General features: G+C 57.4%; 21 protein-coding genes. 13 read left to right on the forward strand and 8 right to left on the reverse strand.

Annotated features, from left to right (window positions below; genetic code table 11):
* Nucleotides 1–8 precede the first annotated feature (8 nt).
* The 3 genes from proC to ACR0B8_RS00500 are packed head-to-tail and all read left to right on the forward strand — an operon-like array spanning nucleotide 9 to nucleotide 2105.
* On the forward strand, nucleotides 9–824 hold the full coding sequence (proC, locus tag ACR0B8_RS00490) for a pyrroline-5-carboxylate reductase (protein WP_226688768.1): 816 nt from the start codon (nucleotides 9–11) through the stop codon (nucleotides 822–824).
* On the forward strand, nucleotides 817–1155 hold the full coding sequence (locus ACR0B8_RS00495) for a tRNA-binding protein (RefSeq protein ID WP_170408992.1): 339 nt from the start codon (nucleotides 817–819) through the stop codon (nucleotides 1153–1155). The genes proC and ACR0B8_RS00495 overlap by 8 nt, the downstream gene beginning before the upstream one ends.
* A complete protein-coding gene (locus ACR0B8_RS00500; RefSeq protein WP_480657960.1) occupies nucleotides 1155–2105 on the forward strand; it encodes a 2-hydroxyacid dehydrogenase in 951 nt (316 codons plus the stop codon). Before ACR0B8_RS00495 ends, ACR0B8_RS00500 begins: the two co-directional genes overlap by 1 nt.
* On the opposite strand, the gene ACR0B8_RS00505 is transcribed toward ACR0B8_RS00500, so the two are convergent.
* Complete coding sequence (locus ACR0B8_RS00505; RefSeq protein ID WP_170347862.1) at nucleotides 2102–2680, reverse strand: thymidine kinase; 579 nt, start codon at nucleotides 2678–2680, stop codon at nucleotides 2102–2104. The two genes, ACR0B8_RS00500 and ACR0B8_RS00505, sit on opposite strands and share 4 nt — an antisense overlap.
* Before the next feature lie 356 nt (nucleotides 2681–3036).
* On the opposite strand from ACR0B8_RS00505, the gene ACR0B8_RS00510 reads away from it, so the two are divergent.
* The gene (locus ACR0B8_RS00510; protein WP_170360505.1) at nucleotides 3037–3498 is read left to right on the forward strand and encodes a hypothetical protein; all 462 of its coding nucleotides are present in this window, start codon (nucleotides 3037–3039) and stop codon (nucleotides 3496–3498) included.
* Nucleotides 3499–3898: 400 nt separating this feature from the next.
* Here ACR0B8_RS00510 and ACR0B8_RS00515 read toward each other — a convergent pair whose 3' ends face one another.
* A complete protein-coding gene (locus tag ACR0B8_RS00515) occupies nucleotides 3899–5092 on the reverse strand; it encodes a sulfotransferase family 2 domain-containing protein (RefSeq protein WP_226688766.1) in 1194 nt (397 codons plus the stop codon).
* A 246-nt stretch (nucleotides 5093–5338) separates the two neighbouring features.
* Nucleotides 5339–6463 (reverse strand): beta-ketoacyl-ACP synthase III, encoded by a 1125-nt coding sequence (locus tag ACR0B8_RS00520; protein ID WP_226688765.1) that lies wholly within the window; start codon nucleotides 6461–6463, stop codon nucleotides 5339–5341.
* Between the two features lie 165 nt (nucleotides 6464–6628).
* Between ACR0B8_RS00520 and ACR0B8_RS00525 the strand changes: the two genes are divergently transcribed.
* Genes ACR0B8_RS00525 through ACR0B8_RS00535 form a run of 3 tightly spaced genes read left to right on the forward strand, consistent with a single transcriptional unit; the run spans nucleotide 6629 to nucleotide 11182 of the window.
* Entirely contained in the window at nucleotides 6629–7096 is a 468-nt protein-coding gene (locus ACR0B8_RS00525; RefSeq protein WP_170347866.1) for a MarR family winged helix-turn-helix transcriptional regulator, read from the forward strand.
* Nucleotides 7093–8130: an efflux RND transporter periplasmic adaptor subunit gene (locus ACR0B8_RS00530; protein ID WP_170347867.1), complete on the forward strand. Its 1038-nt coding sequence runs from the start codon at nucleotides 7093–7095 to the stop codon at nucleotides 8128–8130. The genes ACR0B8_RS00525 and ACR0B8_RS00530 overlap by 4 nt, the downstream gene beginning before the upstream one ends.
* A gap of 10 nt (nucleotides 8131–8140) precedes the next feature.
* Nucleotides 8141–11182, forward strand: coding sequence for an efflux RND transporter permease subunit (locus ACR0B8_RS00535; protein ID WP_480646019.1), 3042 nt, complete (start codon nucleotides 8141–8143; stop codon nucleotides 11180–11182).
* 18 nt (nucleotides 11183–11200) lie between these two features.
* Here ACR0B8_RS00535 and ACR0B8_RS00540 read toward each other — a convergent pair whose 3' ends face one another.
* Together ACR0B8_RS00540 and carB are read right to left on the reverse strand one after the other, a co-directional pair.
* Nucleotides 11201–11611 (reverse strand): VOC family protein, encoded by a 411-nt coding sequence (locus tag ACR0B8_RS00540; protein WP_480657957.1) that lies wholly within the window; start codon nucleotides 11609–11611, stop codon nucleotides 11201–11203.
* A gap of 258 nt (nucleotides 11612–11869) precedes the next feature.
* Complete coding sequence (gene carB / locus ACR0B8_RS00545; protein WP_226688762.1) at nucleotides 11870–15214, reverse strand: carbamoyl-phosphate synthase large subunit; 3345 nt, start codon at nucleotides 15212–15214, stop codon at nucleotides 11870–11872.
* A gap of 176 nt (nucleotides 15215–15390) precedes the next feature.
* Between carB and ACR0B8_RS00550 the strand changes: the two genes are divergently transcribed.
* The 4 genes from ACR0B8_RS00550 (at nucleotide 15391) to aspS (ending at nucleotide 19642) form a co-directional block, all read left to right on the forward strand.
* Nucleotides 15391–16518, forward strand: coding sequence for an aminodeoxychorismate synthase component I (locus ACR0B8_RS00550; protein ID WP_226688761.1), 1128 nt, complete (start codon nucleotides 15391–15393; stop codon nucleotides 16516–16518).
* Nucleotides 16473–17120 (forward strand): aminotransferase class IV family protein, encoded by a 648-nt coding sequence (locus ACR0B8_RS00555; protein WP_480657954.1) that lies wholly within the window; start codon nucleotides 16473–16475, stop codon nucleotides 17118–17120. Before ACR0B8_RS00550 ends, ACR0B8_RS00555 begins: the two co-directional genes overlap by 46 nt.
* Complete coding sequence (locus tag ACR0B8_RS00560; RefSeq protein ID WP_226688760.1) at nucleotides 17117–17788, forward strand: CPBP family intramembrane glutamic endopeptidase; 672 nt, start codon at nucleotides 17117–17119, stop codon at nucleotides 17786–17788. The genes ACR0B8_RS00555 and ACR0B8_RS00560 overlap by 4 nt, the downstream gene beginning before the upstream one ends.
* Nucleotides 17789–17866: 78 nt before the next feature.
* The gene (aspS, locus tag ACR0B8_RS00565; RefSeq protein ID WP_170347874.1) at nucleotides 17867–19642 is read left to right on the forward strand and encodes an aspartate--tRNA ligase; all 1776 of its coding nucleotides are present in this window, start codon (nucleotides 17867–17869) and stop codon (nucleotides 19640–19642) included.
* Nucleotides 19643–19862: 220 nt separating this feature from the next.
* Here the strand turns inward: aspS and ACR0B8_RS00570 are convergent, their stop codons facing one another.
* Entirely contained in the window at nucleotides 19863–20579 is a 717-nt protein-coding gene (locus ACR0B8_RS00570) for a response regulator (protein WP_170360497.1), read from the reverse strand.
* A gap of 134 nt (nucleotides 20580–20713) precedes the next feature.
* On the opposite strand from ACR0B8_RS00570, the gene mce reads away from it, so the two are divergent.
* Together mce and ACR0B8_RS00580 are read left to right on the forward strand one after the other, a co-directional pair.
* Nucleotides 20714–21118 (forward strand): methylmalonyl-CoA epimerase, encoded by a 405-nt coding sequence (mce, locus tag ACR0B8_RS00575; protein ID WP_170347876.1) that lies wholly within the window; start codon nucleotides 20714–20716, stop codon nucleotides 21116–21118.
* A 15-nt stretch (nucleotides 21119–21133) separates the two neighbouring features.
* The gene (locus ACR0B8_RS00580; RefSeq protein WP_170347877.1) at nucleotides 21134–21409 is read left to right on the forward strand and encodes a DUF1467 family protein; all 276 of its coding nucleotides are present in this window, start codon (nucleotides 21134–21136) and stop codon (nucleotides 21407–21409) included.
* 3 nt (nucleotides 21410–21412) lie between these two features.
* Here ACR0B8_RS00580 and ACR0B8_RS00585 read toward each other — a convergent pair whose 3' ends face one another.
* On the reverse strand, nucleotides 21413–22108 hold the full coding sequence (locus ACR0B8_RS00585; protein ID WP_170360657.1) for an EI24 domain-containing protein: 696 nt from the start codon (nucleotides 22106–22108) through the stop codon (nucleotides 21413–21415).
* Nucleotides 22108–22686 (reverse strand): nitroreductase family protein, encoded by a 579-nt coding sequence (locus ACR0B8_RS00590; RefSeq protein ID WP_170360496.1) that lies wholly within the window; start codon nucleotides 22684–22686, stop codon nucleotides 22108–22110. The genes ACR0B8_RS00585 and ACR0B8_RS00590 overlap by 1 nt, the downstream gene beginning before the upstream one ends.
* Nucleotides 22687–22772: the final 86 nt, after the last annotated feature.

Below are 22772 nucleotides of genomic sequence, written 5' to 3' on the forward strand. Positions count from 1 at the left end.
GGGCAATCATGGACATGTCACGCGTTGCCGAACAGGGGCTGGTTCTTCTGGGGTGCGGCAAGATGGGATCGGCCATGCTCGCCGGATGGTTAGAGTATGGCCTTCCTGCGTCAGCGGTCTGGGTAATTGATCCTAACCCCTCGGACTGGCTTAAGGCGCAGGGCGTCAACATCAACACCCCGCTGCCCGAGGCCCCCGCCGTGGTACTAGTGGCCGTCAAGCCGCAGATGATGGGCGAGGCGCTGCCTGCGATCAAAGCGTTGGGCGGATGTAACAGCCTGTTTGTCTCGATCGCAGCGGGGACATCGATTGCCACGTTCGAGGCCGTTCTGGGCAAAGACACCCCGATCGTGCGCGCCATGCCGAACACGCCAGCCGCAATCCGGCAGGGAATCACGGCGCTTATCGGCAATGCGAAGGCTTTGGACGCCGATGTGGCATTGGCTGAAAACCTGCTGTCTGCCATCGGCGAGACCGTTCGGCTGGAAGATGAGGCGCAGATGGACGCCGTCACCGGGCTCAGCGGGTCAGGCCCGGCCTATGTCTTTCACCTGATTGAAACCCTCGCCGCCGCTGGTCAGGCACAGGGCTTGCCACATGAGCTGGCGATGAAGCTGGCTAAATCCACTGTGGCCGGGGCAGGGGCATTGGCCATGGCGGCCGAAGAAGACCCCTCGCAACTGCGCGTCAATGTCACATCGCCTAACGGCACAACCCAAGCCGCGCTTGAGGTGCTGATGCACGAGGAAGAAGGTTTCCCCGACCTGCTGCACCGTGCAGTCAAAGCTGCGACAGATCGATCCAAGGAGCTGTCCCGTGAGTGAGATTACATTCGACGATTTTCTCAAGGTCGACATCCGCGTGGGCGAGGTGATCCGGGCCGAACCTTACCCAGAGGCCCGTAAGCCTGCGATCAAGATGTGGATCGATTTTGGGGATGAGATTGGTGAGCGCAAAACCTCGGCCCAGGTCACCGCGCATTACGATCCTTCGACGCTGGTGGGCAAGCAGGTGATGGCCGTCGTGAACTTCCCCCCGCGCCAGATCGGTCGGTTCATGTCTGAAGTTCTGGTACTAGGCTTGCCCGATGAAAACGGTGAAGTGGTCTTGATCGGCCCGGATGGCGAAGTTCCTATCGGCGGGCGGATGCACTGATGAAATTGCTAATTGCCCGCCCAATGACTGACTCCGTCGAGGCCCGCGCTCGCCGCGCGTTCGATGTGGAAATCCGTAGCAACACCTTGCCCATGACGTCCGAGGAAATGCTACGCGCACTAAGGGACTTCGATGTGGTCGTGCCCACATTGGGTGACCAGTTTTCGGCCCAGATTTTCGCGGATGCCCCCAACCCTCGGTGCAAACTGCTGGCCAATTTTGGTGTCGGTTACAACCATATCGACGTCGACGCCGCGCGCACCGTTGGTGTCGCGGTCACCAACACGCCGGGCGCGGTCACCGATGCGACGGCCGATATTGCAATGACGCTTTTGCTGTCCACGGCCCGCCGCGCGGGCGAAGACGAACGGCTGGTTCGTGCAGGTGAGTGGCAAGGATGGCATCCAACACAGATGCTGGGCCACCATGTGACCGGCAAGCGTGTCGGAATCGTTGGTATGGGCCGGATCGGTCAGGCCATTGCCCGGCGCTGTCATTTCGGGTTCGCGATGCAGGTGGCGTATCAGTCACGCAGCCCGAAGGAGGTAGAGTTTCCTGCTGAATATATCCCCGACCTGTCGTCTTTGGCGGCGTCGGTCGATTTCCTCGTGATTGCCGTACCTGGCGGGGCTGAAACCAGTCACCTGATCAACGCACAGGTGTTAGAGGCAATGAACCCATCAGGCATTCTGATTAACATCGCCCGCGGTGAGGTCATTGACGAGACCGCCCTGATCGCCGCCCTACAGTCCGGCCAGATCGCGGGCGCCGGGCTGGACGTGTACGAATTCGAACCCGCCGTTCCGCAGGCGCTGCGTGATATGGATAACGTGACCCTGTTACCACATCTTGGCACAGCCACCGAGGAAGTGCGCAGCGACATGGGCCATATGGCACTGGACAACGTGGCGGCCTTTGTCGAGGGACGGCCGCTGCCAAATCCGGTCTAAGATCCGACCGCCTCGCGCCAGTGTTTGCGGCAGAGCGAGACATAGGTCTCGTTCCCGCCGATCTGCACCTGTGCACCTTCGGTGATGGTGTTGCCGTTCTCATCCTGACGAATCACCATTGTCGCCTTGCGCCCGCATTTGCAGATGGTGCGCACCTCACGCATTTCATCAGCCAGAGCCAACAGCGCTGCTGAGCCCGGAAATAGACGCCCCTGAAAATCCACTCGCAACCCATAAGCCAATACCGGCACGTTTAGGTCATCTACCGCACGGGCCAGTTGCCAGACCTGATCTTCCGTCAGGAATTGCGCCTCATCTATAAAAACGCAGGCGATATTACCCTGATCCAGCCGAGCTCGGATCATGGCAAAGACGTCATCTTCGGTTGTGAACGTATCGGCGTCTGCGGAAATCCCGATCCGCGACGCAATTCTCCCGACACCAGCGCGCCCATCCAGGGCAGCGGTCATCAAATAGGTGTCCATGCCCCGCTCACGATAGTTATGCGAGGCTTGCAGCAACACGGTCGATTTACCCGCGTTCATTGTGGAATAATTGAAGTAGAGCTTTGCCATGCACCCGGGTCTAATTGGCAAGACCTGCCTGGGCAAGGCATCAAAACCCGTTAAGGAAGCGACGTCGCCGTTGTCATTGCAGGGACAGAGCGTACGCTCAAAGGGGATGGATCCCCCGCGCCTACAACAGCGACGCCGTCGGCCAACATGCGGCCTGTACCAAACGAGGCTTAAATTGCGCCCCGCAATCACTCTTTACCGGCCGGAACGGCCGCCACTCACTCACAAAACCCCTGCATATCTGAGGGATAGCCAATTTATGACATTTCAACTATGAATCGAATATGGGAAATTTCCTGTCCCTTTCCCCCACAGTGGCAGATGTTGTGGAGGGCACAGGCAGCAAAGGTACAAACATGGCAGATATCGGGGCCTACCTGAAAAAGCACACAGAGGCGTTGGTCAAAGACGTCGGCATTGAATCCGCGTGTGAGATCACCGGGAAATCCAAGGCGACTCTGGGGCGGTATTATTCAGACAATGCCGAACACGCCGACCGGTTCATGCCCGTGGACGCCGTGGCCCGGCTTGAGGCTGTGTCAAACTACCCGCATGTGACCTCGGCGCTGGCCGATCTGAAAAACATCACGCTTTCGTATGACGGTCGCAACACCGATAGCCCGCGCACTGGCGGGGTGAATTCCGACGTCATCGCTTTGAGCCAGCGGTTCGCCATGCTGATGACCGAATATCAGGCCGCCATCGAAGACGGCATCATCACCGTGAACGAGGCCAAACGCCTGCTGAAGGAAACCAGCCTGCTGCAACAGGTGCTGATCGAGATGAAGCTGCATCTGGAAGAGGAAAGCGTGAGCTAGGGCTGAACGCTGACCTTCCGATGTGAGCGCCCGTCGATACGATGTTCAAGCGTTTGGATTGCGTAACAAAGCTAACTTTGAACGAATTTGTCACATGGATGTTAAGACCCTTCGCGGTCAGACAAGGTGAAATTCAGTGCGCTCGTACTCACTCCAATCAGCGTAGGAGTGTAATTATAACGGATCAACGAAATGCCGGTATCGGGTGCCTTGGACGCCAGCATCGACGCCGCAGCGGTATCTAAAACGTCCCACTTAACCCTTTTTGTTCCGGGAAAAAGCAAAGAATGATCAGGAGGTTGCATCCCGTGTTTGTTCAACCACTCAAAAAATTGCGTCCCAAGCGTCCAGCAAACTTGTCGCGCTACCCGGCTAGTCGACCCTAGGGTCTTGACAATTATTAGTCTTCATTTTTGAAACGGGATCTCCACGCAGATCCCAGATGTTTCCATGGGTATCTGTAGGCGTGTTCTTTTTCGCGTATAAGTTGTTTTTTCTCACGCTGAAGCTCTTCATTTTCACGCTGAAGCTTTTCATTTTCATGCTGAAGTTTGTTGGTGCAACCCAGAGCGCTTTCATAAAGCGACGTCAATAAGTTTTCTTCGGCGCTTGTCATATCCAAGTCAATTTTGTCAGAAGAGGCTGCAAATCTATCTAATCCGATTCCCGCAATTTGAAGCTTGGTATTGTCTGTTCTGAGAGCGTGAGGATCAGTTATTTCCGTTTTAGGGTTAGAGTTTGTTAGAAATACTTCATCGCGCAAAACACACCGAAGATCATCGACAAGGGTTTGAGCTGCTTTGTTCTGGTTGCCACGAATAATCTTTGCGAGGCGGGCCGCGCGTGGGTGTTTGTGTGAACTGTATTTTGGACTAAAGTCTGGTAAGAGATTATCGTCCAGTTCTGGACGGTAGGAAAAAGCTCTAAAATCTATTTTATATATATCGCAAGCCAATGACATAATCTCTTTGTCTGCAAAATACTTGCGGAGACGCATCATTTTCTCCGGCCCAGAAGACCTCCTTTTGTGAAGGTGCCCAGGAATACCCAGATGGGATTTGCCAATTGATTGCAGAAAGTTGGAGAAGTCATCAGCCAGATTTTCAAGCCTGCAAATATAATTGGGCACAATAAATGGAAATACAAGATTGGCGTGTTGTGGTCGCCAATGTGTGTTTAGCTCGTGTGGAAAAGGATCTGACGCTATTGATTCAAGAAAGGTCGGAAACGAAATTTCGGCCTCGTGATCTAGCCCATAGCGCCTACAGAATCCCATCCTGACGTTATTGGTTTTATTTGGGTTTAAGATCTTGTTTTCGTAACCTGAAACTAGTCGATCTAGAGGGTGCCGTACTACGGAAAAGACCGTTGCGTCTTCGATCCAATCAACCTTTTTTAAAGAGTGTACAAAGGATACATTTTCTTCATTGTGATAGTCTTTTTTAAGTTCTTTTATTCGCCCGCCCGATGCGGTTTCTAGCCATTCTTTTACGGTGGTGCAGCCCGATTTTGCATTATTCAGATAAACAAGATTTAGATTCTTTGATGCACGAACATTTTCAAAGGCTTTTGAGATCGTTCTTTCTAGAATCATGTAGCTGCTCGCATTTATACCAGCCTTGTAGGCGATGTGTTCTAGTATGGAAAATCGACGATGCATAGATGATCTAACCAGGTTGAAGCGTCAAGGGCAATCAGCGCAACATAGAGGGCTTCTAGGTGCGAGTATAATAACTGCCGCCGCCGCGCCTTATCGTTACCACCGCAGCGCCGGGCTATTCAGCTTTGAGCTCAAAGCAGGTGGTTGAACACTCTCTGCGCAAGTTCTGGATACAGGCCGTTACCCGCGCCGCTTCACGATCACCGACCCCACCGAATACCCCGCGCCGAAGGAACAGACCAGGCCGACATCTCCGTCTGTCAGGTCATCAGAGTACTTGGAAAACGCGATGATCGATCCGGCTGAGGACGTGTTTGCATAGTCCTGCAGAATATTGGGTTGCTCACCGGCTTCCGGTTCTCGGCCCAGAACCTTTTTGCCGATGAAATCATTCATCGTCTTGTTGGCCTGATGCAGCCAGAGGCGTTTCAGGTCGTTGCTGCCAACCCCTTCGGATTGCATGTGATCCGAGATGTGCTTGCTGACCATCGGCAGCACTTCCTTGAACACTTTGCGACCGTTCTGCATGAATTGCATGTCTCGCCGGTCGATCACACCATCGGGGCGCGAACGGCGCAGGAAACCGTTATTGTTGCGGATGTTATTCGAGAAGGACGTGGCGCAGCGGGTCGAGAGGATTTCGAAATGCGGGCCCGTCGCGTCTTCGATCCGCTCGACCAAGGTGGCCGTGGCCACATCGCCGAAGATAAAGTGGCAATCGCGATCACGCCATTCCAGGTGACCCGAACAGATCTCGGGGTTGACCACCAGCGCTGACCGGACCGAGCCCGAACGGATCATATCTGCCGCTGCCTGAATACCGAACGTGGCCGAGGAACAGGCGACGTTCATGTCGAAGCCAAAGCCGTTGGTGCCCAACGCCTGCTGAATCTCGATCGCGATCGCAGGATAGGCGCGTTCATGGTTTGACGCGGCGCAGATCACCAGATCGACATCTTCGGCACTGCGACCCGCCTGAGCCAGCGCTTTTTTGCAGGCATCCACGGCCATCTCGGTCATGATGCCGGGTTCGTCATCGCCGCGTTGGCGAAGCAGGGGATGCATCACGTCTGGGTCCAGCACACCGGATTTATCCATCACATAGCGGTTCTCGATACCCGATGCCTTGAGGATGAATTCTTCGGATGAATGCTGCATCGGTTCAATCTCACCCGCTGCAATCGCGTCGGCATTCTTGGCGTTTTGCGTGTCGGCATAGGCGTTGAAGGCGGCGACAAGCTCGGCGTTGGTGATGACGTTCTCGGGCGTGAAAACACCGGTGCCGGTGATTGCGGGCGTATACATGGCGGGTCCTGAATGTTTCGAATCCGCTTAAAATGCAGTCGCTGCGGGTTTTGATCAAGAGAAGGTGACCCAAGGGAATGTAGCGAAACCAGTCAAATTACTGCTTCACAACTTGAATGGTTCATAATCTGAAGTATATGACGCCACGGACATACGGAGCTCCCAATGCCAGACAACATAAGCGACAGGCTTGGCCGCCTAAGCCCTGAAATCCAGTCAATCATGGGTGTGTATGCCCTGTACTGGAAGCTGGAAGAGGCGTTCGATTGCATTGAAACGGAACTTAGCCATCCGGAATGCCACATGTTGATCAAACTGGACCAACCCAAGCGTATGGGCGTTCTGGCGGCCGACATGCTGAGTGTCCCTTCGACCATAACCGCCACGGCGGACGGTTTGGAAAAAGCTGGCTATCTGACGCGTGAACGTGACCCCGAAGACCGCCGTGCCTGGTTGCTGGTTCTGACTGAGCAGGGCGAAGAGGCCCGGAATATGCTGGTGTCCGAAGCCGGTGACCTTTTTCACCGCGCATCCGGATTGGATGCAAAGGAAACTGCCGAATTCGCGCGATTGGCGCGCAAAATCCGAGACAACATCCTGAAAACAGGAATTCCCGAGGGATTGACGAAATGAAACTCCTCTCTGTTCTGAGTGCGACCCTGATCGCGCTGACGACACCGGTTCTGGCTCAAGAAACCGCCAAGCCGGTCAAGCTGATGCAGGTGCGCGAAACCGCACCGGGCTTTTCACGCCAGTTCTTTGGGCGCGTGGCCGCCCGACAAACCGTTGATCTGGCCTTTCAGGTCTCGGGTCAGATTGTTGAGATGCCGGTGACCGAAGGTTTTGTGATCCCCAAGGGTGAGTTGATCGCGCAGCTGGATCAGGCACCTTTCCAGCGCCGGTACGATCGCGCGGTCCTGCAAAAGGATCAGGCGGACCGAACCGTGGCTCGCTTGTCTCGATTGCGGGGTACCACCGCCAGCCAGGTGGCCGTGGACGATGCGGAGACCGAGGCGCAACTGGCTGATATCGCCGTGCGGGATGCGGAATACGATCTTGAACATGCGACTCTGACCGCGCCATTCGACGCGCTAGTGTCCAGCCGGGCGGTTGAAGCCTTTACCACCGTGTCAGCTGGCGCCCCCATCGTGCGCATTCACGACATGTCGGAATTGCGGATCGAAGTCGATGTGCCCGAGATTCTGTTTCAGCGTTCGGGTCAGGAAGAAAGCTACACAATCACCGCGAAATTCCCGACCAGTGACGAGGTATTCCCCCTTCAGATTCGTGAGTTTGATGCCGAAAGCTCAACCGTGGGGCAGACCTTCCGCATTCAGTTCGGCTTGACCCCGCCGGAGGGTTTGCAAATCCTGCCGGGCTCGTCCGTGACCGTGACTGTTCAGGTAGAGGATGGACGAACCGGTATCGTCATTCCGGCCGCGGCCATCGTTGCAGGCGCTGATGGAGCTTTGGGCGTCATGGTGTTTTCGCCAGTTGGCGCCGACGAAGGCGCCGTTCAATACGTACCTGTCACCATCGAACCCACCCAGACCGGCGAGGTCCGAGTGCTGACCGGTCTGTCGGACGGTGACGAAATCGTTGTCGCTGGCGGCAGTGCGCTGACCGACGGTCAGGCCGTACGCCGCTTTGCTGGCTTTGCGAACTGAGGGCAAACAGATGAACATCGCGCGCGCCTCGATCGACCGGCCGATCTATACGTGGCTGATCATCCTGATTGCCCTGTTTGGGGGCATTTGGGGCTTCCTGTCGCTGGGTCGTCTGGAAGACCCGGCCTTCACCATCAAGAATGCCGTCATAGCAACGCAATACCCAGGCGCCACAGCCGAAGAAGTGGCGCTCGAGGTCTCGGAACCATTGGAATCTGCCATCCAGCAGATGGGCGAGGTTGATACGATCACCTCGGTCAACCAACCGGGATTTTCGCTGATCGAGGTCGAGATCAAATCGACTTATGACGGTACAGAACTGCCTGAAATTTGGACCAAGCTGCGCGCCAAGGTGCGCGACGCATCGCGTGCATTGCCATCGGGCGTAAGCCAACCAATGGTGAATGACGGGTTCGGTGATGTTTTCGGCCTGTTTTACGCTGTCACGGCCGAAGGGTTTTCGGACGCTGAAAAGCATGAGTTATCCACTTTTCTGCGGCGCGAATTGCTGACCGTTCCCGGTGTCGCGGATGTTGAGGTGATGGGCCTGCCGGACGAGGCGATCTTTGTCGAACCCGATCTGGCCATTTCCGTCAACCAGAACGTGCCTATCCCGTCCATCAACGAGGCCATTGCCAACGCGGACTCGGTTAATGCGTCGGGATCGGTCCGAACTGAGAATGACCGCACCACGATCCTGACGGCCGAAGGGTCAGATACAGTTTCTGCCATTGCCGGTTTGTCGTTGGGGTCGCAGGGGCAGGTGATCAACCTATTCGACATGGCGCACGTCTTCCGTGGCCGTCAGACCGACCCCGAGGTCATGATCCGGTTCAACGGGACCGAGGCGTTCACGCTGGGCATCGCGGGTCTGTCGACCGAGAATATCGTCGAAGTCGGTCAGCGTGCCGATGCCAAATTCGCCGAGTTGGACCCTCAGATTCCCTTTGGGGTCGAAATCCTGCCGATCTATCAGCAGCATGTGGTGGTCGAACAGGCCTCGAACGACTTTCTGGTGAACCTGGCCATGTCAGTCAGCATCGTTGTGGCGGTTTTGGCTATCTTCATGGGCTGGCGCGCGGCGGTGGTCGTGGGCTCGACCCTTCTGCTGACCGTAGTGGGGACACTGTTGTTCATGTCGATCTTCTCGATCGAGATGGAGCGGATATCGCTGGGCGCCCTGATCATTGCGATGGGGATGCTGGTGGACAACGCCATCGTGGTGGCCGAGGGAATGCAGATCGCCATGCTGCGCGGTAAAAATTCCCGCGATGCGGCTGATGAGGCGGCGTCGAAAACGCAAATCCCGCTGTTGGGGGCGACGGTCATCGGCATCATGGCTTTTGCCGGTATTGGCCTCAGCCCGGATGCGACGGGTGAGTTTCTGTTCTCATTGTTTGCGGTAATTGGTATCTCGCTGCTGCTTAGTTGGGTTCTGGCGCTGACGGTGACGCCGATGCTGGGGCACATCTTCTTCAAGCAGGGAAAAGAGGGCGAGGTGGACGCTTATGGCGGCATCATGTTCCGTGTCTACGGTGCGATCCTGCGGTGGTCCTTGCGGATGCGCTGGCTGGTGATTGCCGCGCTGGTCGGGGTGACGGTGGCCTGTTTCGCGGGCTTTGGTTTGGTGAAACAGCAGTTTTTCCCTGACTCGAACACACCGCTGTTTTTCGTGCATTACAACCTGCCGCAAGGCACACCCATCGCGCGCACGGCTGAGGATATGGCGGTCTTCGAAGACTGGCTGGCCGAGCGCGACGATGTCGTGTCCGTCACCACCTTTGTCGGGCAGGGCGCAACTCGGTTCCTGCTGACCTATTCGGCCGAAAAACCTAACCCCAGCTATGGGCACATGATCATTCGCACTGAAACGCTGGATGACATTCCGGTATTGCAGGCGGATTTGGAAGCGTTTGGGCAGGCACAATTCCCCGAGGGCAAATTCCGCACCAAACGCCTGATCTTCGGCCCGGGCGGCGGAGACCCAATCCAAGCCCGGTTCTCGGGCAGTGATCCGAAGGTATTGCGCCAGCTGGCCGATGAGGCGGTGTTGAAAATGCGCGAGGCTTCCCCTAATGCGCTGAACGTCTATCATGATTGGCGCGAGCAGGAGCTGGCAGTGCAGCCGATCTATGCGACCGAGCGGGCGCAGACCGCAGGTGTGTCCCGAGAAGATATTGCCGCGACTTTGCAGTTTTCCACGGACGGGATCACCGCCGGAGAATTCCGCGAGCGGGACCGTTTGATCCCCATCATCATACGCCGTCCCGCGGACGGAGATTATTCGATCGTCGATCAGGTGGTGTTTTCAGAAGAATCGCAAAAGTTCGTTCCAATCGAGCAAATGGTCGATGGGTTCGAATACAAGCCGCTCAACACGCTGGTGCATCGTCGTGACCGCGTGCTGACGATCACCGTCGGGGCTGATATCCCGCCCGGCATGACGGCGGCACAGGTCCATTCTGAGGTACGCGCGGCCATCGAAGACATGGACCTGCCACCCGGTTATCGCATGGAATGGGGGGGGGAGTTCGAAAACGCTGGCGAGGCCAACGAAAGCCTAGGACGTCAGTTGCCCCTGAGCCTGCTGATCATGGTGCTGATCTCAGTGTTGATCTTTAACGCGATCCGCCAGCCGATCATCATCTGGCTGTTGGTGCCGATGTCGGTGAACGGCGTCGTGATCGGGCTGTTGGGGACGGGTCTGCCGTTCACCTTCACAGCGCTGCTGGGGCTGCTGAGCCTGTCGGGGATGCTGATCAAGAACGGGATCGTTCTGGTCGAAGAGATTGATCTGGTCCGCGCCACCGGCAAGCCCCTGCGCGAGTCGATTGTCGAAGCTTCTGTCTCGCGCTTGCGCCCTGTGATGCTGGCGGCGATCACCACCATACTAGGGATGGCACCGTTGCTGACGGACGCGTTCTTCCGCTCGATGGCGGTGACGATTATGGGCGGTTTGGCCTTTGCCACGATCCTGACCATGGTCGCGGCTCCGGTCTTTTACATGGTGTTCTTTGCACGCGATGAAAAACGCGAGGTTGCACAGGCCTGACGGGCACCGGGCGGCGTTTCAGTCGCCCGGGTCCTTTTCCAGATCATAATGATAGTAAAAACAGGATATCTTGTTGCCGTCCGGGTCGCGCAGATAGGCGACATAGAAATCAGGCGCGTAATAGTCCCGAATGCCCGGCGCACCTGCGTCCGTGCCACCATATTCCAGACCTGCCGCGTGAAATCGCCGGACCTGAGCTGCGCTGCTGGCCGGAAAGGCAATCATCGTTCCATTGCCCACGCTGGCCGCCCCACCATCAAATGGCGTACAGACCCAAAACCCTGTCCCGGCATCGGGATGGTTTCCCCAGCCCGCGCGATCCTTTGACCACCCCGGAAGGCGCGGCTGATCCAGTACAGAAAAGATCGCGTCATAGAACCGGATGGCCTGGGACAAGTCATTGGTTCCGTATGTGGTGTAAAGGCGCATGGTTTCACCGGTTGTCAGAACAACATTATGCGGTTCGCGACAACACAGGGAAAGTTAAACCGGCGCTGCGGTTCGCGTCAGATCAGTGGGATCAGCGGCACATCACACGCGGCAAGCGTCATCAAAGCGGCGAGAACCATAAACCTGCGCATTTTGTTTTCCTTCTGCTCGTTTGCAGAAAAGATGCGCGCCCGAAGACACGGGGTCAACGGGCGCGGTGTGTTTGGTTCAAAATGCGCGGGTTTCACCCCAGGCGAGTTAGCCCTGCAGCGACTTCACCTCAACATCGCCTTCGGCCTGTGCCTTGATCGCCAACGCGGCAGCATGGCTGGCGGCCGCGGTGGTGAAATAGGGGATCTTGTCATAGAGCGCGATTGAACGGATGGACTTGCTGTCCTCGACCGCCTGTGCGCCTTCGGTGGTGTTCATCAACAATTGCACCTGACCGTCTTTCAGCATGTCAGCCACGTCAGGGCGGCCCTCATAGACCTTGTTGACCACATCACAGGCTACACCCTGTTCGGCCAACCAGGACTGGGTGCCGCGTGTGGCCACCAGAGAAAAACCTTGCCCGGTCAGAACTTGCGCGGCCTCAAGCATCGCGGGGGTCTTGTCGGCATCCTTGATCGAGATAAACGCACGGCCCGAGGACGGCAGCACCATACCAGCCCCCATCTGTGCCTTGAGGAAAGCGCGGTGGAAGTCGCGGTCCCAGCCCATGACCTCACCGGTCGAGCGCATTTCCGGGCCCAGAATGGTGTCAACGCCGGGGAAACGGGCAAAGGGCAGCACCGCCTCTTTCACCGAAAACCAAGGCATGTCCGGATCAGCCAGTGTCATCTGGTCTGCGATCTTGGTGTCCTGACCGTCCTGATAAGGCGGGCGCTGCGGGAAGTTCGCCAGCTTCTCACCAGCCATGACACGCGCGGCAATCGATGCGATAGCACTGTCGGTCGCCTTTGCGACAAACGGTACGGTCCGTGAGGCGCGCGGGTTGACCTCGATCAGATAAATCTCGCCATCCTTGATGGCGAACTGCACATTCATCAGGCCAACGACATTCAGAGCTTTGGCTAGTTTGAACGCCTGATCCTTGATCTGATCCAGGATTTCTTTCGACAGCGAATAGGGCGGTAGCGAACAAGCCGAGTCACCCGAGTGAACGCCAGCCTCTTCGATATGCTGCATGATGCCAGCGACATGTACGGCCTCACCGTCGCAAATGGCATCCACGTCCAGTTCAACCGCACCGGCCAAATAACTGTCCAGCAGAACCGGGCTGTCGCCCGAGACCACCACAGCCTCGTTGATATAGCGTTTCAGCTGCTCCATATCGCGCACGATTTCCATCGCGCGGCCACCCAGAACGTAAGAGGGGCGGATGACCAGTGGGAAGCCAATCTCGTCGGCAATCTCCAGCGCCTGTTCATCGGTCGAGGCGATGCCGTTCTTGGGCTGTTTCAGGCCCAGATCATTGACCAGCGCCTGAAAGCGTTCACGGTCTTCGGCAAGGTCAATCGCATCCGGTGTGGTGCCGAGGATCGGAATGCCTTCAGCCTCAAGCGCGTTGGCCAGTTTCAATGGGGTTTGGCCGCCGAACTGAACGATCACACCGTGCAGCGTGCCGTTTTCCTGCTCTTTCGTCAGGATTTCCATGACGTGTTCGAATGTCAGCGGTTCAAAATACAGCCGGTCCGAGGTGTCATAGTCGGTCGAAACCGTCTCGGGGTTGCAGTTGACCATGATGGTTTCATAGCCCGCCTCGGTCAGTGCGAAACAGGCGTGGCAGCAGCAATAATCGAACTCGATGCCCTGACCGATCCGGTTCGGGCCACCGCCAAGGATGACAACCTTTTTGCGGTCAGACGGGCGCGCTTCGCATTCGACCTCGCCCATCATGGGTGATTCGTAGGTTGAATACATATAAGGCGTCTGCGCTTCGAACTCGGCGGCGCAGGTGTCGATGCGCTTGAACACGGCGTTGACGCCCAGATTGCGGCGGGCGCGGCGGACGTTGTCCTCATCCCGGCCGGTCAGATTGCCCAGGCGAGCATCGGTAAAGCCCAGCATTTTCAGCTTGCGGATACCGTCTTCGGTCACCGGCAGGCCATCTTTGCGGACAACGCGCTCAGCCTCGATGATCTCGCGGATACGGGCCAGGAACCATGGGTCGAATTTGGTGACGCCAAAGATTTCGTCATCGGTCAAACCGTGACGCATGGCCTGCGCGATGGTGCGCAGACGGTCGGGGGTCTGTTTGCTGATCGCCTTGATGACGGCAGCTTTGTCGCTGGCTTCTTCCCAGACGCCCACGTTAAGCCCGGGGATTTCGATCTCATCAAACCCGGTCAGACCCGATTCCATCGAGGCCAGCGCCTTTTGCATCGATTCGTGGATGGTGCGACCGATGGACATGGCCTCACCCACCGATTTCATCGCAGTGGTCAGGTAGGGTTCGGACCCCGGGAATTTTTCGAAGGCAAATTTCGGGATCTTGGTGACGACATAGTCGATCGTAGGCTCGAACGAGGCCGGGGTGACCTTGGTGATGTCGTTATCCAACTCGTCCAGCGTGTAACCCACGGCAAGCTTTGCGGCGATCTTCGCAATCGGGAAACCGGTCGCCTTGGACGCCAGCGCCGAGGAGCGCGATACACGTGGGTTCATCTCGATCACAACCATGCGGCCATCATCGGGGTTGATCGCCCATTGTACGTTCGAACCGCCGGTTTCGACCCCGATCTCACGCAGAACGGCAATCGAACCGTTGCGCATGATCTGGTATTCCTTGTCGGTCAGCGTCAGGGCAGGGGCCACGGTGATCGAGTCACCCGTGTGCACGCCCATCGGATCGATGTTTTCGATCGAGCAGACAATGATGGCGTTGTCGGCAGTGTCGCGCACCACCTCCATCTCATACTCTTTCCAGCCCAGCAGGCTTTCATCGACGAGGATCTGGTTCACGGGTGAGGCATCCATGCCTGAGCGGCAAAAATGGATATAATCCTCACGGTTATAGGCCACGCCGCCACCGGTGCCGCCCAGGGTAAAGGCAGGGCGGATAATGGCGGGCAGGCCGATTTCTTCCAGCTCATCCAGCGCCATCTGCACACCGGCATCCAGATCGGTTGAACCGTCGTCGCGCTTGGGAGCGGTCACGATGGTTGCCTTGGGGTTTTCCAGCCCCAGCCGGTCCATCGCCTCGCGGAACAGGGCGCGGTCTTCGGCCATTTCGATGGCGTCGCGTTTGGCGCCGATCATCTCGACCCCGAACTTTTCAAGCACACCCATCTCTTCCAGCGCCAGCGAGGTGTTCAGGCCGGTCTGCCCGCCCATGGTGGGCAGCAAGGCGTCGGGGCGTTCTTTTTCGATGATCTTCGCGACAACCTCGGGGGTGATCGGTTCGATATAAGTGGCGTCAGCCAGACCGGGGTCGGTCATGATGGTGGCCGGGTTTGAGTTCACCAGGATGACCCGGTATCCTTCTTCGCGCAGCGCCTTGCAGGCCTGGGCGCCGGAATAGTCAAACTCGCAGGCCTGACCGATGACGATGGGCCCCGCTCCGATGATCATGATCGACTGGATGTCGGTTCTTCTGGGCATGGCCTGGTTCCTTCGGTTAACTGCGAGTCAGGGCGCCCCCATGCGCCCAAATTGTCCTGCGTTATAGGGACCGCGCGAAAAGGTTCAAGGGGTATCGGAAACGGTGACGAAATTGCCGCTTTCCCCTCTTTCCCTTGCCGTCGTATTCTCTATACCGCGCAGCACGACAAATGAGGATGCAATTGCGTATTCGTTTCGATCAGGGGCCAGCCGGACCCGGAACAAGTTTCGACCGGCCAGCCAGTGTGATCCGTGCAGACAAGCCGGACGACGTGCCCCAAGCCCTGGTGGCGCTGGATGAGGCGCGCGCCGACGGTGCGTGGCTTGGCGGTTATGCCAGTTATGAGCTGGGCTATGTGCTTGAGCCGCGCTTGGCTGACCGACTACCCGCGGATCGCCGTCTGCCTTTGCTGTGCTTTGGCGTTTATGAGGCCCCAGTGCAACGCGATCTTCCCTCGGCAGCTGGTGGCGTCACCGGATTTGAGCCCCGCTGGGATGAGGCACGGTATACGCGCGCCTTTCAACAGGTTCATGACGCCATCGGGGCCGGGGATATCTACCAGGCCAACCTGACCTTTCCTATCGACCTGACCATCCAGGGCGACAGCACCGCGCTATATGCCGCACTGGCTTCCGGGCAAGCGGTGGGTCACGGCGCGCTGGTACAGCAGGACGGCTTGCCTGATTTGTTGAGCCGCTCGCCCGAGTTGTTCTTTCGTACCGATGCGGATCGAGGGATTGAAACCCGCCCGATGAAAGGCACGCAACCTCGCAGCGATGATATGGCCGAGGACGCGCGACGCCGGGCCTTTCTGTCGATTGACGAAAAGAACCGGGCCGAAAACCTGATGATCGTCGATCTTCTACGAAATGACCTTAGCCGTGTTGCGCTGCCCGGATCGGTCAAAGTGCCCGAGCTGTTCAAAGTCGAAACTTATGCGACTGTGCATCAGATGGTCTCGTTGGTGCAGGCGCAGCTGCATTTGGGGGCCGAGCTGTCCGATATCCTGATGGCGCTGTTCCCCTGTGGTTCAATCACCGGTGCGCCCAAGATCCGTGCGATGGAGATTTTGGCCGATTTGGAACCCTGGCCCCGTGACATTTATTGCGGCGCCATCGGTTGGGCCGCGCCGGACGGCCGGTCCGAGTTCAACGTGGCGATCCGCACGCTAATGGTTGAGGATGGAAAAGCCACTCTGAACGTGGGCGGCGGCTTGGTCTGGGACAGCACAGCCCCATCGGAATACGAGGAAGCGCTATGGAAAGCCCGCTTTGCCCACCAGCTGATCCTGACTTCCGCATAATCGAAACGCTGGCTTTTCGGCCAGAACAGGGGTTCGTGCGACGTGATCGGCATTTGGCTCGGATGGCCCGATCCGCCCAAGCCTTTGGGATTTCCTTTGACGCGGACCGCGCCATTGATCTGTTGAACGGCGTGGGTGGCTCATCACCGCTTAGGTGTCGACTGACGCTGGCTGCAGGTGGTCAGCTGGATATAACGACCGGAGCATTGGCCGATAGTCCGACGATCTGGCGGATCGCCATTGCCGAACCGCGCCTGACCGCGTCTGACATCTGGTTGCAGCTCAAAACAACACAGCGTGCCATATACGACACCGCTCGGGCGACTTTGCCTCATGGCATAGACGAGGTCCTGTTTCTGAACGAACGCGACGAGTTGTGCGAAGGCACCATCACCAATCTGTTTCTGCATATGCTGGATGGCCGTCGCCTAACGCCTGCGTTGTCCAGCGGCGTTCTACCCGGCATTCTGCGCGAAGAATTACTGAGTAATAAAGAGGTTACCGAAGCCACCCTGACCTTGACCGACCTGAAAAACGCAGAAAAACTCTATATGGGAAATTCGTTGCGTGGCCTGATCCGGGCGGAGTTGGCAATACAGTGAGCAAACAAACCGATTGGGCGGACAGCGGGGTGCCGTATCTGCGATTGCGGCTGGAATTTGGATTGTTCTTCATCGCCGTGCCGGTGCTGATCGCGGTGTTCTTTCCACCCGACTGGATGTTCCCGTCATTATTCACCTTCACGGCCATCGGGATTGTGTTGCTGCACATTACACCCGGCTTTGCCTGGGCTGAACTGCGGTACAACTGGCGCAAATGGTCCTGGCGCGAGGTTGCTTTGTTTACCTTTGCCATGACGATCTTTTGCGCCGTGGTTGTGATGGCAATGCGACCCGAAGCGGCGTTTTTCCTGCTGCGAAATCGACCCGAATTCCTTCTGGTGATTTGGATTGGTTACCCATTGCTGTCGGCCCTGCCGCAAGAGCTTTTGTTCCGGTCCCTGTTCTTCCGCCGCTATCACGAAATCCTGCCAAACGGACGCGCGGCCTATCTGTTGAACGCTGCGCTGTTTTCACTGGCACATCTGATGTATTGGAGCTGGATCGTCGCCGTCATGACCTTTGCCGGAGGGTTGCTGTTCACCTGGGCCTATCGCAAACGCGGATCGTTTTTCTGCGCGGTCTTATTGCACGCGATTGCGGGAAACATCATCTTTGCCGCCGGTCTGGGTATCTATTTCTACTCGGGCAACGTGCAAAGGCCGTTTTGACAGCGCGACCTGCCTTGACTTTCCATGCCTGACAGGGTGTATCGGCGCGACGAATTCTGCGCCCGAAGGGATATTTTCATGCATGCCTATCGCAGCCACACCTGCGCCGCTCTGACCGCCGCCAATGTCGGTGAAACCGTCCGCCTGTCCGGTTGGGTGCATCGTGTCCGAGATCACGGTGGCGTGCTGTTCATCGACCTGCGCGATCATTTCGGCGTCACGCAAGTGCTGTGCGATGGCGACAGCGCCGCCTTTGCCGAGCTGGAAAAGGTCCGCTCGGAATGGTGTATCCGTATCGACGGCACTGTCAAAGCGCGCGACGCTGAGCTGGTAAACCCGAAACTGCCCACCGGCGAGATCGAAGTTTACGTGCGCGAATTGGAAGTGCTGGGCGCTGCTGATGAGCTGCCGTTGATGGTGTTCGGCGATCAGGAATACCCCGAAGAAACCCGCCTGCGCTATCGTTATCTGGACCTGCGCCGCGAGGCGATGCAGCAGAACATGACGCTGCGCTCGGACGTTGTGGCGTCCATGCGCCGTCGCATGTGGGATCAGGGGTTCCGCGAATATCAGACGCCGATCATCACTGCGTCGTCGCCGGAAGGCGCGCGTGACTTCTTGGTGCCTTCGCGTCTGCATCCGGGCAAGTTCTATGCGTTGCCGCAGGCGCCGCAGCAGTTCAAGCAGCTGATCATGGTGTCGGGCTTTGACAAATACTTCCAGATCGCGCCGTGTTTCCGCGATGAAGACCCACGCGCCGACCGCTCACCCACCGATTTCTACCAGCTTGACCTTGAGATGTCGTTTGTTGAACAGCAGGACGTGTTCGACACGATCCAGCCCGTTCTGACCGGTGTGTTCGAGGAATTCGGCGGTGGTCGCAAGGTTGATCAGGAGTGGCCGCAAATCTCCTACAAGGACGCGGCACTTTGGTATGGCAGCGACAAGCCGGACCTGCGCAATCCTATTAAAATGCAAGTGGTCTCCGACCACTTCCGCGATTCTGGCTTCGCGATATTCGCGAAGCTGTTGGAGCAGGAAGGCACCGAAATCCGCGCCATTCCTGCGCCGACGGGTGGCAGCCGCAAGTTCTGTGACCGCATGAACGCTTTTGCCCAGAAAGAGGGTCTGCCCGGCATGGGCTATATCTTCTGGCGCGATCAGGGCGAAGGCATGGAGGCCGCAGGTCCGTTGGCCAAGAACATCGGTCCCGAGCGGACCGAGGCAATCCGTCAACAGCTGGGTCTGGGTGTTGGTGACGCCGCGTTCTTCCTGGGCGGCAAGCCGAAGGCCTTTGAAAAGGTGGCGGGTAAGGCGCGCGATGTGATCGGTGAGGAGTTGGGTCTGACCGAGAAAGACCGCTTTGCCTTTGCCTGGATCGTAGATTTCCCGATCTACGAACAGGACGAAGAAACCGGCACCATAGACTTTGAACACAACCCATTCTCGATGCCGCAAGGTGGTATGGCGGCGCTGCAGGGTAATCCTCTGGACGTGCGCGGCTATCAGTACGATCTGGCGTGCAACGGATATGAGCTGGTCTCGGGTGCGATCCGGAACCACAAGCCCGAGATCATGCTGAAAGCCTTTGAACTGGCAGGTTATGGCGAGGATGAGGTGAAAAGTCGCTTTGGTGCGCTGTTCAACGCCTTCCACTATGGCGCTCCGCCGCACGGTGGTTGTGCTGCGGGGATCGACCGGATCGTGATGCTATTGGCTGATGAGGCCAACATCCGCGAAGTCATGATGTTCCCGATGAACCAGCGCGCCGAAGACCTGATGATGGACGCGCCATCCGATCCGACCTCGGATCAGTTGATGGAATTGGGATTGCGGATCATCCCACAGGATTGATCAATCACCCGCCGCAGCCCCTGCGGTGGGTTTTTCCTTTGGATCAGGAGCCACAAGCCTGTGGTTAATATTCTGCGGTAATTGCTGTGTTGCTTCAGTGTCGGTCAACGGACAGGATTTTGATCCGCGTGCAACACGGATGTTCCGGGCTGTTGCACGGGTCTGAGAATAGGCCCAGATCGTCAGGATCGTGGATGTCAGAAAATACGCCGTTATCAATTCAGATCGCCTCGCGCTGTTCCAGTCGCGCCTGAACGATGCCGGCGACCTTTGCGGCCAGCGCCGTAACTGGTCCTCCGCCTGCGCGCGTTTCGGCCAGTTTCAGCGCGGCATCCGCCAGAACCGTATCCTCGGCATCGCGGGCAACGCCTAGCAGGAATTGGGCGGCGTAATCCAAAGTGCGGTGATCGTTCGGCCCGGCCAGTACATCTGCGATATGGGCCATGTCGTCTTGATAGGCCATCGGGTCCGGGTGGATAACCTCATCCCGAATGGCGTGCAGATTGTTGGGTCGACGATCCTGGGGCAGGTTTTCCAGAATGAACTGCTGAAAATGAGAAAGTGATTTCAGGGGTTTGTTCAAAAACCCATCGGCACCTGCTTGCAACGCAGCCTCCTGACTGTGATCGTCGCCGGACATGCCCAGAATAGCGCCGATACGTGGGGTTGCTTCGGCCAATTCGGCAATCAGGTCGGCACCGGACCCATCTGGCAAGCCGATATCCACCAGAATGACAGAAGGGCGATAGATCTGCAGGTGGCGCCGAGCCGAGGTCAGGCAATCCGCTCGCCGGATACGCGCACCGCTATGCAGGCACATCAGCCGGATCGCGTCACAGGCAAAGCGGCTGTCTTCGACAACCAGAATGGTTTGACCCAGCAGAGGCCGCGTGGCCGTCGGCTGCGCGGGTGAGGCGAAGGGGCTCGAATCGTCCATGGCAGAACTCCTAATCAGCAGATGCCCTAAGCTAGGAACTTCTGGCTAACACAGGGTTAACGGCAATTTGGCGCACTTGTTCTTTGGCCAAACTGCCCCCATAACCGCGGCAACGCAGAACACAGGAGAGTTCAATGATTGGTCGTCTGAACCACGTCGCCATTGCCGTACCCGATCTTGAGGCCGCGTCCGCGCAATATAGCAATGCACTGGGCGCCAAGGTCGGCGCGCCGCAGGATGAGCCCGATCATGGCGTTACCGTTGTGTTCATCGAACTGCCCAACACCAAGATCGAATTGCTGTACCCGCTGGGTGAAAACAGCCCGATCAACGGCTTTCTGGAAAAGAACCCGGCAGGCGGAATCCACCATGTTTGCTATGAGGTCGAAGACATTATCGCAGCCCGTGATCACCTAAAGGAAACCGGTGCCCGTGTTCTGGGATCGGGCGAGCCGAAGATCGGCGCGCATGGCAAACCGGTACTGTTCTTGCACCCCAAGGACTTTAACGGCTGTCTGGTCGAACTAGAACAGGTTTAATCAAGCGAGGCTGTCATGACGATCACTGCTGCACTGGTATTGTTTGCCGTCATCTGGTTCATGACGTTGTTGGTTGTGTTGCCCATCCGTATCAAAACGCAGGGCGATCTGGGTGATATCGTTCCGGGCACCCATGCGGGCGCGCCGGAGGTGCATCACATGAAGAAAAAGATGTGGATCACCACCGGGATTTCGGTGGTGCTCTGGGCTGTTATTGCGGGGATTATCATCTCTGGTGTGATCTCGGTGCGCGATTTCGACTGGCTGAACCAACTGGAACCGCGGAACTGAGCGTCAGGTCGAGGGACCTGACAGCTTGTGATAGATATGGGTGAAAGTGGCAACCCCCAGGATTGGGATCACCAGATTCACCAGCGGCACCGAGAGGGGAATGGCCATCAAGGTGCCGGCCAGCCAGATGGTGGCGGAATGCTTGGCGCGCAGCTTGCGCGCGCCGTCCCGCCCGATACGACGCATCGCGGCCAGCGTAAAATACTCCCGACCCAGCAGAAACCCGTTCATTGCCCAGAAAATAAACGGCGCCAGTGGTGGGAACATCGCATAGAGGATCAACGCCAGCAGGTTGGCAACAACCAGCACGCCCATGAAGTTAACCGCATCCCTTAACCCTTCGTTGAACGGGATGCCTGGAACGGCGGGCAAGGTGGGATAGTGTTTATCCTCGACCGCCTGCGCGACCTCTTCCAGAAACAAAGACGTAATCGCCGAGGCGACTGGCATCATCAGAAACACCGGCAGAATCAGCACCACAAAGATGCCGGAATAATTCAGAACATCGTTCAGCCACGGGACTGCGCCGATCCAGGGCAGCGAAATCTCATCCCCAGACAGTCTGTTGATCAGCCAGATTGCACCGGCGCAGGCCGCGATCAACAACACGATTGTCAGACCAACGCCACGCAAAAGAACGGCACGGAACTTGGAGTCTCCGATCTGACCAAGCGCCGCAAAAAACGCGTTGAGGATCATCATTCCTCGACCCATTCGGTCAGCGCTGCCACATCCGGGCGAGGGCGTTCTGGCGGGGCCGTGCCTTCGGTAGCAATGTGGATCAGGCCAACGATGCGCTCATTGTCTTGCAAGCCAAAGGCTTGACGGCAGAATTCTGGATCATGGGTTTGCCAGCCGGACAACCAGTTCGCCCCCCAACCCGCTGCAAGCGCCGCGTTCAGTAAGGCCAGACAGACAGCACCAGCCGAATAGGTCTGTTCAATCGCCGGGATTTTTTCGGATGGTTTCTGCACCTCGACCACGGCAACGGCCAGATGGCCCATGTCAAACTGGCTTTGCGCTTTTGCGATGTCCTCGGGCGTCTTGCCCAGGGCAACGCCCCGCTCGCGCGTCAACCCGGACAGGCGCGGCATTGCGCCTTTCTCAAGCACGATAAAGCGCCACGGTTCCAGCTTGCCGTGATCGGGGCTGCGGGCGGCGGCGGTCAACAGCGGCAACAGCTCATCCCGCGTCGGGGCCGGTGCAATCAGCGTTTTGGCAGGGCGAGACCGGCGCGATTGCAGAAATTCCAGGGCAGCCGGGTTTTTCAAGGACATATGTTAACTTCCTTTACATGAGCAGTCTGTATCTGGTTGAGTATCTGGCGCGTTTCAAGTGCAATCAGCTGGATAGGCCGGATCAT

This window comes from Ruegeria sp. BH6 (assembly GCF_056538105.1).